This is a genomic window from Streptomyces sp. NPDC093252 (genome assembly GCF_040683675.1).
In the GTDB taxonomy this organism is placed as follows: domain Bacteria; phylum Actinomycetota; class Actinomycetes; order Streptomycetales; family Streptomycetaceae; genus Streptomyces.
The window spans coordinates 192,817-207,240 of record NZ_JBFBEM010000004.1; the positions used below are offsets into that span (position 1 = coordinate 192,817).

Here is a 14,424-nt window from a genome sequence, read left to right on the forward strand (position 1 = left end):
AGGGGGCTACTTCATGGCCGTACGCGGCCGGCACCGCCGGTACCAGCCGAACAGGATCAACCGTGCCTCACTGACCGTCACCGCGGGTGGCGCCGGTATGGCCCTCCCGCTCATCGGCACCGGCGTCGCGCACGCCGCGGACGTGGAGACCTGGAACAAGGTCGCCGCCTGTGAGTCGACGAGCAACTGGAGCATCAACACCGGCAACGGCTACTTCGGCGGCCTCCAGTTCAGCCAGTCCACCTGGGAGGCGTACGGCGGCACCCGCTACGCGCCGCGCGCGGACCTCGCCACCAAGGACCAGCAGATCGCCGTCGCCGAGAAGGTCCTGGACGGACAGGGGCCGGGCGCCTGGCCGGTCTGCTCCCAGCGCGCCGGACTGACCCGCGACGGCGCCGAGCCGGACATCGACCCGGACGGCGGGAACACGCCCCGCCCGGCGCAGCAGAAGGCCAAACCGGCCGCCACGCCCGACGTCCAGCCGCAGACCACCCCGCAGTCGCGGGCGGGCAAGGCCGAGATGTACACGGTGGTGCGCGGCGACACGCTGTCCGGGATCGCCGGGGAGCGCAAGGTGGGCGGCGGCTGGCAGGGCCTGTACTCCGCCAACCGCTCCACCATAGGAACCGACCCGGACCTGATCCTGCCCGGCCAGCGCCTGACCCTGTCCGGCAAGGCCACCGCAACGGCCCCGGCACCCGCCAAGAAGGACACCGCCGAACCGAAGCCCAAGGCCGACACCGAGGCCGAGAAGAAGCCGAGCAGCACCAAGAGCAGCCAGCCCACCCGGGTCGCCCCCGTGGCCGCCGCCTCCGGCACCCGCTACCGGGCCACCGGCTCCTCCTGGTCGAAGGGCTACCACACCGGCGTCGACTTCCCCGTGCCCACCGGCACCTCCGTGAAGGCGGTCGGGGCGGGCACGGTGGTCAGCGCGGGCTGGTCCGGCTCGTTCGGCTACGAGGTGGTCATCCGCCACTCCGACGGCCGCTACAGCCAGTACGCGCATCTCTCGGCGATCAGTGTGAAGGACGGGCAGTCGGTGACGGCCGGGCAGCGCATCGGCCGCTCCGGCAACACCGGCAACAGCACGGGCCCGCATCTGCACTTCGAGGTGCGGACGGGGCCCGGCTTCGGTACGGACATCGACCCTCTGGCCTATCTGCGGGCGGGCGGCGTCAAGGTCTGACGCGTCCCCGCCGGGCGGAGGCGTCCGGCGGGGTCAGGATCTGACCCTGGTGCGGTGCCGGTCCAGCAGGGGCAGCGGCACGAACGGGCCCCCGTACACCGGATAGGGGCGGTTCATCAGGCTCGCCGGGCTGTCCGGCACGGCCGCCGGTACCGACGACGAGCCGACCGGCTCGCGCGCGGCGCCCGGCACCGCCGTACGGCTCGCCCGGAGCGGGCCGCCGATTCCGTCGGTCCGTCCGTCGCCGTCGGCCGCGGGGCCCGGCACGAAGGCGTCCAGCGCCTCCTCCAGGGCCTCTCCCGCGCGGACGGCGACCCGCTGGGCGCCCTGCGTGTCCGGCCCCTGGGGAGCGGCCTGCTCGGACGCGCCGGGGGGCCGGGGCGAGGTGCGGTGGATGCGCTCGGTGGTCAGCAGGATCAGCCCGCCCGCCGCGACCACCCCGGCGCTCAGCGCGAGGGCGGCACCCGTCGTGCCGTAGCGGAAGGTCTCGCCGAACATCGTGATCCCGACGGCGGCGGCGACGACCGGGTTCACCACGGTCAGGGTGGCCAGCGGCGCGGCCAGTCCGGCGCCCCGGTAGGACGCCTGGGACAGCAGCAGTCCGGCGATGGCCAGCACCCCGATCGCGAGCAGCGCGGGCAGTTCGGTGAGGGACGGTCCGCCGGTCCACTCGACGGCCACCGTCTTGGTGAACACCGAGGACATACCGAAGGCGATACCGGAGCCCAGCGCCAGCAGCACACTGCGCGCCACCGGGTTGCGCCCCACCGCGCGGGCCGCCGCCATCAGGACGGCCACCCCGAGGGCCGTGACCGCGAACGCAGTGATCTGCTGGCTGTCGCTCAGCGACCGCGAGCCCGTGCTCCCGACCAGGGACAGCAGGCCCGCCAGGCCCAGCGTCGCCATCACGGCGCCCCGCCAGGCCGTCGCCCCCGCCCCGCGGCCGACGAACATGGCCGCCATCGGGAGCGCGAAGACTATGGTGAGCGCCCCCAGCGGCTGGACCACGCTCAGCGGGCCGAAGGCCAGCGCGACCACGTGCAGCAGCCCGCCGAGGCCGTTCAGCGCGACCGCGAACCACCACGCCGGGTGGCGCAGCGGCGCGAACTGCTCACCGGCCGTGGCGGACGACGACTCCGCCACGCGCTCCTGCACGATGGCCCCGCCCGCGTACGCCACGGCGGACACCAGCGACAGCAGCACGGAGAACGCGAGGGCGCTCATGGGCGGCTCCTCTGCGTCAGGCCGGGGCGTGCAACCCGGCGCGGCGAACGATCGTCTTTCATACCCAACACGATGCCCCCTCGATCGCTTCCCGTCGTCGTACCTGAGCACTCAATGCGTCCTACTGCCGATGGAGTACTCTGCGCGCCCCGTCATCCCAGAGGGGGGCGACCTCCGGGGTACGGCCGGTGTGCCGGGCATCGCGGCCCGGGACGCCGGCCCGCGCGCCCTGGTACTACTGCTGTTCGTGGAACTCGACCCGGCACTCGGCGCGCTCCGGCCGCTCGGCGGCTTCTTCGTACTGCGCACGACCGTGGATCCGGAGCGGGCCCCCCTCGCGTCCTCACCGACGCTCGCACAAGCATACGAAAGTTCGAGATCGGATGTTTACCCGATTTCGCTGACTTTCCGGATCCGGAAGGTCGCCCGGTCGCTCCGCGCCCCCGAACTCCGTGTCGCGGCCTCCATCGCCCAGCTCGGCCTGGCCGCCCGCCTCTGGTCGGTCACCCTGGCCTGCGCGGCCCTGTACGAGCGCGTCCCCGATCTGGACCCCCAACTGCTGCGCTGGGACCCCGACGCGAGCGCCCCCGACGATCTCCTGCTCACCGAGGTGCGCCCCCGCCCCGCCGACCCCGCCACCGTCGCCGACACCGTGCTGCGCGGCCATCTCGCGCCCCTGCACAGCGCCCTGCGCGCCCGGGTCGCGCTCGCCGACGGACTGCTGTGGGGCAACGCCGCCTCCGCGCTCGCCGGGGCCGCCCGGGAACTCGACCGCTGGGCCCGCGCCCACGGCCGCGACGACGTCGCCGCCCGCTCCCACGCGCTGACCCGAGCCCTGTTCACCCACCCGCCGCTGGCCGGTACCGGCACCTTCCGGGACACCGCCTTCCGGCGCCGCAGTTGCTGCCTGTACTACCGGGTGCCGGGCGGCGGACTGTGCGGCGACTGCGGCCTGAGCCGGGTACCGGGAAGGGGGTGAGGGGCGCGCCGGGCACCTCTCCGTACGACGGCCGCCCTTGAGCCCCGTACGCACCGGGCACCCCGTACAAGGGCCCCATTGAGCCCCGTACCCCGCACCGGGCACCCGCGCGCAGATGACGACCACCGGCGCCGCCCGTTCGGGCACCCTCTCCGGCCCGTATCGCCCCCGCGCGGTGACCGTCGTCTCACGCGCCCCGTGTGCTCTTCCCCACGGGCCCCTTGTGGGTGACCATGGTGAACCGGCCAAGGTGACAGGGGGTTCCGGGTGCGAGTGGGACTGCTGAGCCGGGAGTACCCCCCGGACGTGTACGGCGGTGCGGGTGTCCATGTCGAGTTCCTGGCGCGGGAGTTGAGCGCCCTGGTCGATCTGGACGTGCACTCCTGGGGCGAGGGCCGCAGCGACGGCGTCCAGCGCCACCGCCCGTGGTCCGCGCTCGACGGCGCCAACGACGCCCTGCGCACCTTCTCCGTGGACCTGGCGATGACCGCCGGTCTGGAGGACCGCGAACTGGTCCACTCCCACACCTGGTACGCCAATCTCGCCGGCCATCTCGCCAAGCTGCTCTACGGCGTCCCCCATGTGGTGACCGCGCACTCGCTGGAGCCGCTGCGCCCCTGGAAGGCCGAGCAACTGGGCGGCGGATACGTCCTGTCCGGCTGGGCCGAGCGCACCGCGGTGGAGGCCGCCGACGCGGTGATCGCCGTGTCCGCCGCCATGCGCGACGACATCCTCGGCTGCTACCCGGCGCTGGACAAGAGCAGGGTCCATGTCGTGCACAACGGCATCGACACCACCCTGTACCGCCCCGACCCCGCCACCGACGTCCTGGACCGGATCGGCCTGGACCGGGAGCGGCCCTATGTGCTGTTCGTCGGCCGGATCACCCGCCAGAAGGGCGTGGACCATCTGCTGCGCGCGGTGCGCGGTATCGACCCGGCCGCGCAGGTGGTGCTGTGCGCCGGTGCCCCCGACACGCCCGAGATCGACCGCGAGTTCCGTGAGCTGTTCCAGGAACTGAGCCGGGTCCGCGCGGGACTGCACTGGATCCCGCAGATGCTGCCGCGCGGCGAGGTGATCCAACTGCTCACCCATGCGGCCGTCTTCGTCTGCCCGTCCGTGTACGAACCGCTGGGTATCGTCAACCTGGAGGCCATGGCCTGCGGGACGCCCGTGGTGGCGTCGCGGGTCGGCGGCATCCCGGAAGTCGTGGCGCACGGCGGGACGGGCCTGCTGGTGGACGTCGACGGGGACTTCGAGACGGGCCTCGCGACCGCGCTGGACACCCTGCTCGCCGATCCCGCCGCCGCGCGCCGGATGGGCGGGGCGGGACGCGCGCGGGCGGTCGAGGAGTTCGGCTGGGACGCGATAGCGCGCCGGACCGTCCGGCTCTACCAGGAGGTCCTCGAACAGGCGTAGTGCGCCTGGGGCGGGGGCATGGATGGTTCACAACCAGGGGTGAGGGGAGCGGCCATGCGTCGTGGAGGGCCTTCCGTACTCGGGATCGTACTGGCGGGCGGCGAGGGCAAGCGCCTGATGCCGCTGACCGCCGACCGCGCGAAACCCGCGGTCACCTTCGGCGGCACCTACCGGCTCGTCGACTTCGTCCTGTCGAATCTCGTCAACGGCGACATCCTGCGGATCTGCGTGCTCACGCAGTACAAGTCGCACTCGCTGGACCGGCACATCACCACCACCTGGCGGATGTCCAGCCTGCTCGGCAACTACATCACCCCGGTCCCGGCCCAGCAGCGGCTCGGCCCGCGCTGGTACCTGGGCAGCGCCGACGCCATCCTCCAGTCCCTGAATCTGATCTACGACGAACAGCCCGAGTACGTGGCGGTGTTCGGGGCGGACCATGTGTACCGGATGGACCCGCGCCAGATGATCGCCCAGCACATCGAGAGCGGCGCGGGCGTCACCGTGGCCGGGATGCGGGTCCCGCGCGCGGAGTCGTCGGCGTTCGGGGTGATCTCGCCCGCCTCGGACGGGCTGACGGTGGACCGCTTCCTGGAGAAGCCGGCCGACCCGCCGGGGCTGCCCGACGACCCCGAGCGGGTGTTCGCCTCCATGGGCAACTACGTCTTCACCACCAAGGTGCTGATCGAGGCGCTCCAGCGGGACGCCGAGGACCCCCGTTCGGTGCATGACATGGGCGGCTCGATCCTGCCCCAGCTCACCGACCGCGGCGAGGCCCAGCTCTACGACTTCCACGAGAACCACGTCCCCGGCGAGACCAGCCGGGACCAGGGCTACTGGCGGGACGTGGGCACGCTCGACGCCTACTACGACGCCCATATGGACCTGATCGCCGAGCGCCCGGCGTTCAACCTGTTCAACCGGCAGTGGCCCGTCTACACCCACTCCAACCAGCTCTCCCCGGCCCGGTTCAACGCGGGCGGGATGGCCAGCGAGTCGATCATCAGCGCGGGGTGCCTGATCCGGGGGCAGGTCACCCGGTCGGTCCTGTCGCCCGGGGTGGTCGTCGATCCGGGCGCGGTGGTGCAGGGCTCGGTGCTGCACGACAACGTGCACATCGGGCGGGGCGCGGTGGTGCGCGGGGCGGTGCTGGACAAGAACGTGGAGGTGCCGCCGGGCGCGACGATCGGCGTCAACCCGCACCGGGACGGCGAGTTGTACACCGTCTCCAAGAGCGGTGTGATCGCGCTGGGCAAGGGCCAGCGGGTGTCGTAGGAGGCGGCCGGGACGCGCGGCCGGGGCGGTGCGCGGCGGTGCGGGGGCGGTCCCCCCGGGGGGCGCGAGGGCTGCGGGTGGCTGAAATTCACCCGTGTCGCGCCCCGCGCCGCGCCCGCGTACGCCCCCGGCGCGTGGCCGGGGCGGCACCGCCGAACGGGTCAGGTGACCGCTGTGACCTGCGTGATCACGGAGGCCGAACACTCCCTGACTTAATCCGTTGTTAACTGAGCGTAGCCTGATCGTACTTGACCGTAATCGTCCGGGCGTTGTTCACTGCTTGCCCACCCGTCCTCTACGCGAGGCAAGCCGTGACCCCTGACCCGCTCGCACCCCTCGATCTGGCGTTCTGGAACATCGAGACCGACCGGCACCCCATGCACCTGGGCGCGCTCGGCGTCTTCGCCGCGCACTCACCCACCGCCGGTGCCCACGCGGCCGACCTGCTCGCCGCACGCGCCGCCGGCGTCCCGGGACTGCGCATGCGGATCCGGGACGTCTGGCAGCCGCCCGGACCGCTCCGCCCGCTCGCCGTCGGCGGCGCCACCCGCGAGCCCGACCCGGACTTCGACCCCCTGGAGCACATCGAGCTGCACGCCCCCACCGCCGACTTCCAGGGCGAGGCGGGCCGCCTCATGGAACGCCCGCTGCGCCGGGGCCGCCCGCCCTGGGAGGCCCATGTGCTGCCCGGCGCCGACGGCACCGGCTTCGCCGTCCTGTTCAAGTTCCACCACGCTCTCGCCGACGGACTGCGCGCCCTCACTCTGGCCGCCGCGATCCTCGACCCCATGGACCTGCCCCCGCCGCGCCCGCGCCGCCCCGCACCCCGCCGCTCCCGGCTGCCCGACGTGCGCCGCCTGCCCGGCCTGGTCCGCGACGCCCTCAGCGACGCCGTCACCGACGTCGGCCGCGCCGTCGACATCGGCGCCTCCGTCGCCTTCTCCACCCTCACCGCCCGCCCCGTACCCGGCTTCACCGCCGAGCCCAGCGGCACCCGCCGCACCGCCGGGGTCGTCATCGACCTCGACGACGTCCACCGCGTCCGCAAGACCGTCGGCGGCACCGTCAACGACGTCCTGATCGCCGTCGTCGCCGGGGCCCTGCGGCGCTGGCTCGACGCGCGCGGGGACCGCACCGAGGGCGTCCGCCCGCGCGCCCTGATCCCGGTCTCCACACGCCGCCCCCGCACCGCCCACCCGCGGGGCAACCGTCTCTCCGGGTACCTGATACGGCTCCCGGTCGACGACCCCGACCCGCTCACCCGGCTCGGCACCGTACGGGCCGCCATGGACCGCAACAAGGACGCCGGACCCGGGCGGGGCGCGGGCGCGGTCGCGCTGCTCGCCGACCATGTCCCGCCGCTGGGCCACCGGCTGGGCGGGCCGCTGGCCGCGCAGGCCGCCCGGCTCTGGTTCGACATCCTGGTCACCAGCGTGCCCCTGCCCGGTCTCTGCCTGCGGCTCGGCGGCCACCCGCTCACCGCCGTCCACCCCTACGCCCCGCTCGCCCGCGGCCAGTCGCTCGCCGTCGCCATGTCGACCTATCGCGGTCAGGTCCACTTCGGCCTGGTCGCCGACGCGCGGGCGGTCCCGGACCTGGACCGTCTCGCGGCCGCGGTGCGCGCGGAGGTGGCTGCCCTGGTCACGGCATGCGAGCCGGAGCGGCCGGACGCGGGGCGGAGGGCAGCGGACGCGGGGCGGATCGCGGCGGACGCGGCCCCCGGGCGCGGGACGCGGGTGAGGACGCCGGCCGTGGCCTGCGCGCCGGAGGGGGTGCGGGAGGCGGGGGAGGGGCGGGCCAGGGTCCCCGTCGCGGCCCCGGCACCCGGGCCGTCCGGGTCCTGAACGCCCGGGGCGTCCGTGCCCTGAGCGCCCGGGGCGTCCGTCACGCCCCGCGAGCCCGGCCTCACCCCCCGCCGACGGGTTTGGACCCGGGCCCGGCGCTCCGTAAAATTCGCGGTTCGGACAGCGGACGCGGACGGAGCGCCGCGCGGGCAGCAGGGAAACGGCAGCGGCGATGACGGTGACACAGGACGGCTCGGCGACCCCGGACGAGGTGACGCTCCCGCACGCGACGACGGCCCCGGACACGGCAGCGGTTCCGCACGCGGCGACGGCAGCCGTTCCGCAAGCGGCTGCGGCCCCGGACGCGGCGTCGGACGGCCCCGGGATCGACCCCGAGCGGCTCGCCGTCTGCCTCGCCGTGCTGGCCGAACTCGACCGGCTGGAGGTCGACCACCCCGACGCCATCGCCGTACGCCGCGCCACCGCCGGGATCTACCGCACCGTGAAGCAGCGCCGCCGCCAGGAGCGCCGGGCCGCCAAGACCGCCAACGACAAGGCCGTCACCGAGGCCACCGCGACCGGCTCCGCCGACCGTATCGACGACGAGACCGAGGGCCTGCTGCCCTCCTCCCGCACCGAGCAGGGACGTATCGCCGGAATACTCCAGCGCCCCCGCTCCTGCTACGTCTGCAAGACCCGCTACACCGAGGTCGACTACTTCTACCACCAGCTCTGCCAGGACTGCGCCGCCGAGAACCGCGCCAAGCGCGACGCCCGCGCCGACCTGACCGGCAAGCGCGCTCTGCTCACCGGCGGCCGGGCCAAGATCGGTATGTACATCGCCCTGCGGCTGCTGCGCGACGGCGCCCACACCACCGTCACCACCCGATTCCCCAAGGACGCCGTCCGCCGTTTCAAGGCCATGGACGACTCCGCCGACTGGCTGCACCGCCTGGAGGTCGTCGGCATCGATCTGCGCGACCCCGCCCAGGTCGTCGCCCTCGCCGACCGGGTCTCCGCCCAGGGCCCCCTCGACATCCTGATCAACAACGCCACCCAGACCGTACGACGGCTGCCGTCCGCCTACGCCGCCCTGGTCGACGGCGAGAGCGCCCCGCTGCCCGCCGGGGAACTGCCCGCCCAGCACGTGATCGGCGCCTTCAACTCCGGCGCGGTCGACGGACTCGCCGCCCTGCCGCTCGGCACCTCCGGTCTGGACGCCCAGCAGGTCGCCGATCTCGCCCTGGTCGCGGGCAACGCCAGTGTGGAGCGGCACCGCGCGGGCACCGCCATCGACGCGGGCGGCCTGGTGCCGGACGTCGTGGACTCCAACACCTGGGTGCAGAGCATCGACCAGATCTCGCCGGTCGAGCTGCTGGAGACCCAGCTCTGCAACTACACCGCCCCGTTCATCCTGATCAGCAAGCTCCGTCCGGTGATGGCCGACGCCGCACGCAAGGCGGACAGCAAGCGCGCCCATGTCGTCAACGTCTCGGCGATGGAGGGTGTCTTCAGCCGCGGCTACAAGGGCGCCGGACACCCCAACACCAACGCCGCCAAGGCCGCGATGAACATGGTGACCCGCACCAGCGCCGCCGAGATGTTCCAGACCGACGGCATCCTGATGACCTCGGTCGACACTGGCTGGATCACCGACGAGCGCCCCCACTACGACAAACTGCGCCTCGCCGACGAGGGCTTCCACGCCCCGCTCGACCTGGTCGACGGCGCGGCCCGGGTCTACGACCCGATCGTGCGCGGCGAGGCCGGCGAGGATCTGTACGGCGTCTTCCTGAAGGACTACGCGCCCGGCAAGTGGTAGGGGCGGCCCGCCGGTCTCGGCGCTTGTGTCCTCACCAGAAGGGGCGGCTGTTGTCGGCCGTGTCCGCGAGGTCCGACCAGGCGATGCCGATCAGCAGTGCGGCCACACCGACCAGCAGGGCGGCGAGGGCGAGCGCGTAGAAGAGCACGGTCCGGGAGAGGTCCCGGTGGTGCTGGGCGGAGCCCCGGGCGGGCGGGGAGGAGGGCGGCGGGGGCGGCGGTACGGGCGCCTCATGTGTGGGAGGCGGCGGGGTGCTGTCGCTCATGTTCGGGTCCACCTTCCGCGACCGTCCACCGGAGCGTCCCGGTCGATGCGCCGGGGTGTGCCTGCCGGCGAACGCTCCCTCCACGATCGCATCGGGACCCTGGGGCTGCCATTCGCGCGCCGCGCGGTTCCGTTCGTCACGCTCCGCCGAACGGGTGACTCCAAAATGACGCATTATGTAACAAACGGGTGTAGAAATGGATAGAGCGGCCACGCGCCGATGTCCGATAGTTACCCATTGTTTTCAGCCCTATCGAGCGGAGGCCCGCTCATTTGGTTAGTCTGAGGGCGACGGACCGCATCAAGGGGTCCCACCCACACCCATGGTCCGTCCCGGGACAAGCCGGTTCATCACGGCCCTCTCTCTCACAGTTGCCGGCGCCACCGCGTCCGACCGTTCAAGACAGACCCGAACGGGCGTCAGGCGCCGGAGCGCAACGTGACCGGTGACGCCCCGAGGGTGACCCGACACATAAGGAGTGCGCGGTGACACCGGAGAAGACAGATCGCGATCAGCGCCCCAAGGAACGCCCGCAGAGCGCGGGCCGCAGGCCGGGCGAGATCGGCAGCCTCGACGTCTGGGCCAGGTCCGCCCCCATCCGCCTGGCGGGCTACGAGGACGACCTCGCCGAGCCGCACATCCTGCCCAGCGTGGACTGACCGACCGATCGACGCCCGCATGGACGTGCGGCCATCACCTGCGTCATGTCCATCACGTCCATGCGGACTCCGGTGTTCCCCCTCCCCACCGGTGCGCATCCGCCCCGGCCCTGTCGGCCGGGCCCCCCGTTCCGCAGCGCCTTCCCGGCGTCGTATACGGTCCGGGCCGGTGGATCGGTGGGCCGGTGCCCTCAGCCGACCCGTTCCGCCGCCGACTCCTCGGCGAGGCGTTCCATGCCGCTGGTCGTCTTCAACGGCTTCTCCTTGATGAACACCACGGCGATCAGCGCCAGCAGGGCGAACGGCGTGGCGATCAGGAACAGATCGGCGGTGGCGACCCCGTAGGCGTGCTCCACGATCCCGCGCATCGGTTCGGGCAGCGTCGTCATGTCGGGGACCGCGTGCGAGGACTCCGCGCCGCCCGAGCCGCCCGCCGCCGCGCCGGACGCGCCGGTCTCCCGCAGGCCCTCGGCCATCTCACTGGCGACCCGGTTGGCCAGGATCGCGCCGAGCACACTCGTACCGATCGTGCCGCCCATGCTGCGGAAGAAGGACAGTACGGAGGTCGCCGCGCCCAGTTCGGCGGCGGGGACGTCGTTCTGGGCGGCCAGCACCAGGTTCTGCATCAGCATGCCGACGCCGATGCCAAGGACGGCCATGTAGAGGCTGAGCAGGGCGAAGTGGGTGTCGGCGCCGATCGTGGCGAGCAGCGCGAGACCCGCGGTCATGATGACCGCGCCCGCGACCAGATACCGCTTCCATCGGCCGGTCCTGCTGATCACCTGCCCGGCGACGGTCGAGGAGACCAGCAGACCGAGGATCATCGGCAGGCTCATCAGCCCGGCGACGGTCGGCGACTTGCCCAGCGCCACCTGGAAGTACTGGGAGAGGAACACCGTGCCGCCGAACATGGCGACACCGACGAACAGGCTGGCCACGGTGGTCAGGGTGACCGTGCGGTTACGGAAGATGTCGAGCGGGATGACCGGCTCGGGGGTGCGGGCCTCCACGAACACCGCGCCCAGGAGCAGCACGGCGCCACCCACGGTGAGCGCGGCGGTCTGCCAGGACGCCCAGTCGAACCGGTTGCCCGCGAGCGACACCCAGATCAGCAGCGCGCAGACCCCGGCCACGATCAGGAACGCGCCGAGCCAGTCGATCCGTACGGTGCGCCGCACGGTCGGCAGCCGCAGGGTCCGCTGGAGCAGGGCGATGCCGAACAGGGCGAACGGCACCCCGATGAAGAAGCACCAGCGCCAGCCCAGCCACTCGGTGTCCACCAGTACCCCGCCGACCAGCGGCCCGGCCACCGTGCCCACGGCGAACACCGCACCGAAGATGCCCGCGTACCGGCCGAGTTCGCGCGGCGGGATGATGGCGGCCATGACGACCTGGGCCAGCGCGGTCAGACCACCGGCGCCGATGCCCTGGATCACCCGGCTGAAGATCAGCAGATCGACGTTCTGCGAGAACCCGGCGAGCAGCGAACCGACGACGAACATCGCCAGCGAGAGCTGGAGCAGCAGCTTCTTGTTGTAGAGGTCGGACAGCTTGCCCCACAGGGGCACGGTGGCGGTCATCGCCAGCAGTTCGGAGGTGACGACCCAGGTGTACGAGGACTGGCTGGCGTTCAGGTCGGCGATGATGCGGGGCAGCGCGTTCGACACGACGGTGCCCGCCAGGATCGCGACGAACATGCCGGCCATCAGACCGGACATGGCCTGGAGTATCTGCCGGTGGGTCATGGCGGTGGGCGACGCCTGTTCGAGCGTCTCCGGTGGTGCGGTCACGACAGCTCTTTCCATGGTGATGATCGTTTGGTGATCTGACGATCGAACGATCAGGTGATCGCGCGAGGGGGCGGGTTCGGTGCGGGGAGGACCCGCTCGGGCGGCGCGCGGGGAGGGCGGGGGTGGGGATGGGGATGGTGGTGGGGATGGGGGGATGAGGGTGCGGGGGGCGTCGGCCGGGTCAGTCCGGCGGGGCCGGAAGTCCCGCCGTGAGGAGGGTGAACGTCTCCCGGAACACCTCCGCGAAGCGGCGCTCCTCGGGGCGGGCGCTCCAGTGCTCGACAGCGACCCGGACCGCCGTACCGGCGACGGCGGCCAGCAGCCGGGGATACAGCTCCAGGTCGCGGCGCTCCTCGCCGCAGGCGCCGACCGGCCTGGGGACGCCTCCCGTGCCGCCGCGCAGGCGCTCGGCGACGACCAGCGCGAGACCGGTCTCCTCCGCCGTGTGCGCGCCGAGGGCGCGCACCAGCAGATGCGGGGCGGCGCGCAGCACCGTGGCGTGCAGTTCCCACACTTCGTGCTGCTCCTCGGCCCCGGCGAGTTCGGCCGCGATGGCGTCCCGGACCGCGTCGAGCGGCGGGACGGCGGGCGGGGCGTGCAGGACCGCGTCGCGCACCCGGGTGCTCAGCTCCGAGTCGACCACCACGAAAGCGTCGTCCCGGGTCTCGAAGTAGTTGAAGAACGTGCGCACGGAGACACCCGCCGCCGCGCTGATCGCTTCGACGGTGACCTGTTCGACTCCGTGTTCGGCGGCGAGTCGCACCGCCGCCTCCGCGAGCGCGGCACGGGTGGCCCGCTTCTTCCGCTCCCGCAGTCCACCGCCCGCGGCGGCACTCTTCTCCGGCATGGCTTGCATGGTATGCAAAAGTGCATGCCCTGCAAAATTGTTTGGCGTGTGAGTGATCAGGGTCCGTGAGTGACCCTGGAGCGACCCGTGCGGGACCCTGCGAGGTGCCTGATCACCCGCGCGAACCGCATGAACCGCGCTATCCGCTCCCAGCCGCTCCCCGGTCGCCCCGTACCGGCCCCGTGCTGTCCCGTTCGATCAGTTGGGGCACCGGTACCTGGACGGTCCGGGCCGGGCCGCCGTCCAGCAGCGCGGTCAGCTCCCGGGCCGCCGTACGGCCGAACTCGACCGTGTCCCGGGACAGCGCGGAGAGCCAGGGCCGGACCATCCGGCACAGCGCCGAGTCCTCCCAGGCCACCACCGACACCTCGCCCGGCACCGAGAAGCCCAGCCCCGAGGCGGCGGCGACCCCGGCGACCGCCATCACGTCGTTGTCGTAGACCAGGGCCGTCGGGGGAGTGGGCCCCGACAGCACCCGGCGGGTCACCGCCGCGCCCTCCGCGTCCGAGTAGTCGGTCGTCACCGACCGCACCTCGGTGAGGCCGCGCCGCCCGGCCTCCGCGCGCAGGGCCCGGATCCGGCGCTCGGTGTGCGCGAGTCCGGCGAGCCCGGCGATGTGCACGATCCGGCGGTGCCCGAGGGTGTACAGCTCGTCCACGACCGCGGCCATGGCCCCGGCGTCGTCCGCCCAGACCGTGGACAGGACCGGGTGCCCCGCGTCGGGCGGGCCGCCGATCACCACGCCGGGCAGGCCCAGTTCGTCCAGCAGGGCCGGGCGCGGGTCGTCGGTGCGCGGGTCGACCACCAGGACGCCGTCCACCCGGTGCTCGGCCCACCAGCGCCGGTAGACCTCGCACTCGTCGGCGATGTCCCGGGCGATCTGGAACAGCAGCCCGAGATGGCGCTCCGCCAGCACCTCCTGGATGCCGGAGACGAGCTGGAGGAAGAAGGAGTCGACGCCGAGCGTGTCGGCGGGGCGGGCCAGGACGAAGCCGACCGTCGCCGCGCCCTCCCCGGAGAGCGCGCGGGCCGCGGTGCTCGGCCGCCAGCCGAGCTGCTCGGCGACCCGGCGCACCCGGTCCCGGGTCACCTCCGAGACCCCCGGACGCCCGTTCAGCGCGAACGAGACCGCGCTCTCGGAGACCCCGGCGCGCCGTGCGATGTCCTTCATCGT

12 protein-coding genes are annotated in these 14,424 nt (G+C 73.0%); 7 read left to right on the forward strand and 5 right to left on the reverse strand.

Annotated elements, in window-relative coordinates; genetic code table 11:
• Nucleotides 1–13: 13 nt before the first annotated feature.
• Nucleotides 14–1,186 (forward strand): transglycosylase family protein, encoded by a 1,173-nt coding sequence (locus AB0O01_RS09765; protein ID WP_365311959.1) that lies wholly within the window; start codon nt 14–16, stop codon nt 1,184–1,186.
• Nucleotides 1,187–1,219: 33 nt separating this feature from the next.
• Here the strand turns inward: AB0O01_RS09765 and AB0O01_RS09770 are convergent, their stop codons facing one another.
• On the reverse strand, nt 1,220–2,410 hold the full coding sequence (locus AB0O01_RS09770) for a DMT family transporter (RefSeq protein WP_365311960.1): 1,191 nt from the start codon (nt 2,408–2,410) through the stop codon (nt 1,220–1,222).
• A 229-nt stretch (nt 2,411–2,639) separates the two neighbouring features.
• On the opposite strand from AB0O01_RS09770, the gene AB0O01_RS09775 reads away from it, so the two are divergent.
• From AB0O01_RS09775 to AB0O01_RS09795, 5 genes are all read left to right on the forward strand, one after another.
• Nucleotides 2,640–3,389, forward strand: coding sequence for a (2Fe-2S)-binding protein (locus tag AB0O01_RS09775; RefSeq protein ID WP_365312432.1), 750 nt, complete (start codon nt 2,640–2,642; stop codon nt 3,387–3,389).
• Between the two features lie 267 nt (nt 3,390–3,656).
• Nucleotides 3,657–4,808 (forward strand): glycogen synthase, encoded by a 1,152-nt coding sequence (gene glgA / locus AB0O01_RS09780; RefSeq protein WP_365311961.1) that lies wholly within the window; start codon nt 3,657–3,659, stop codon nt 4,806–4,808.
• Between the two features lie 54 nt (nt 4,809–4,862).
• Nucleotides 4,863–6,083 carry a glucose-1-phosphate adenylyltransferase gene (glgC, locus tag AB0O01_RS09785; RefSeq protein ID WP_365311962.1) on the forward strand — a complete coding sequence of 407 codons (1,221 nt, stop codon included), beginning with the start codon at nt 4,863–4,865 and terminating at the stop codon, nt 6,081–6,083.
• A gap of 311 nt (nt 6,084–6,394) precedes the next feature.
• Nucleotides 6,395–7,927 carry a wax ester/triacylglycerol synthase family O-acyltransferase gene (locus AB0O01_RS09790; RefSeq protein WP_365311963.1) on the forward strand — a complete coding sequence of 511 codons (1,533 nt, stop codon included), beginning with the start codon at nt 6,395–6,397 and terminating at the stop codon, nt 7,925–7,927.
• A gap of 172 nt (nt 7,928–8,099) precedes the next feature.
• Nucleotides 8,100–9,689 (forward strand): SDR family NAD(P)-dependent oxidoreductase, encoded by a 1,590-nt coding sequence (locus AB0O01_RS09795; RefSeq protein ID WP_365311964.1) that lies wholly within the window; start codon nt 8,100–8,102, stop codon nt 9,687–9,689.
• 31 nt (nt 9,690–9,720) lie between these two features.
• On the opposite strand, the gene AB0O01_RS09800 is transcribed toward AB0O01_RS09795, so the two are convergent.
• The gene (locus AB0O01_RS09800) at nt 9,721–9,954 is read right to left on the reverse strand and encodes a hypothetical protein (RefSeq protein ID WP_365311965.1); all 234 of its coding nucleotides are present in this window, start codon (nt 9,952–9,954) and stop codon (nt 9,721–9,723) included.
• Nucleotides 9,955–10,439: 485 nt separating this feature from the next.
• Here AB0O01_RS09800 and AB0O01_RS09805 point away from each other — a divergent pair, with 485 nt between their 5' ends.
• Entirely contained in the window at nt 10,440–10,613 is a 174-nt protein-coding gene (locus tag AB0O01_RS09805) for a hypothetical protein (protein ID WP_365311966.1), read from the forward strand.
• Nucleotides 10,614–10,804: 191 nt separating this feature from the next.
• On the opposite strand, the gene AB0O01_RS09810 is transcribed toward AB0O01_RS09805, so the two are convergent.
• The 3 genes from AB0O01_RS09810 to AB0O01_RS09820 form a co-directional block, all read right to left on the reverse strand.
• Nucleotides 10,805–12,358, reverse strand: coding sequence for an MDR family MFS transporter (locus tag AB0O01_RS09810; RefSeq protein ID WP_365312433.1), 1,554 nt, complete (start codon nt 12,356–12,358; stop codon nt 10,805–10,807).
• 226 nt (nt 12,359–12,584) lie between these two features.
• Nucleotides 12,585–13,250, reverse strand: a complete 666-nt coding sequence (locus AB0O01_RS09815; protein ID WP_365311967.1) for a TetR family transcriptional regulator — start codon at nt 13,248–13,250, stop codon at nt 12,585–12,587.
• A gap of 139 nt (nt 13,251–13,389) precedes the next feature.
• Entirely contained in the window at nt 13,390–14,421 is a 1,032-nt protein-coding gene (locus AB0O01_RS09820; RefSeq protein ID WP_365312435.1) for a LacI family DNA-binding transcriptional regulator, read from the reverse strand.
• Nucleotides 14,422–14,424 lie beyond the last annotated feature (3 nt).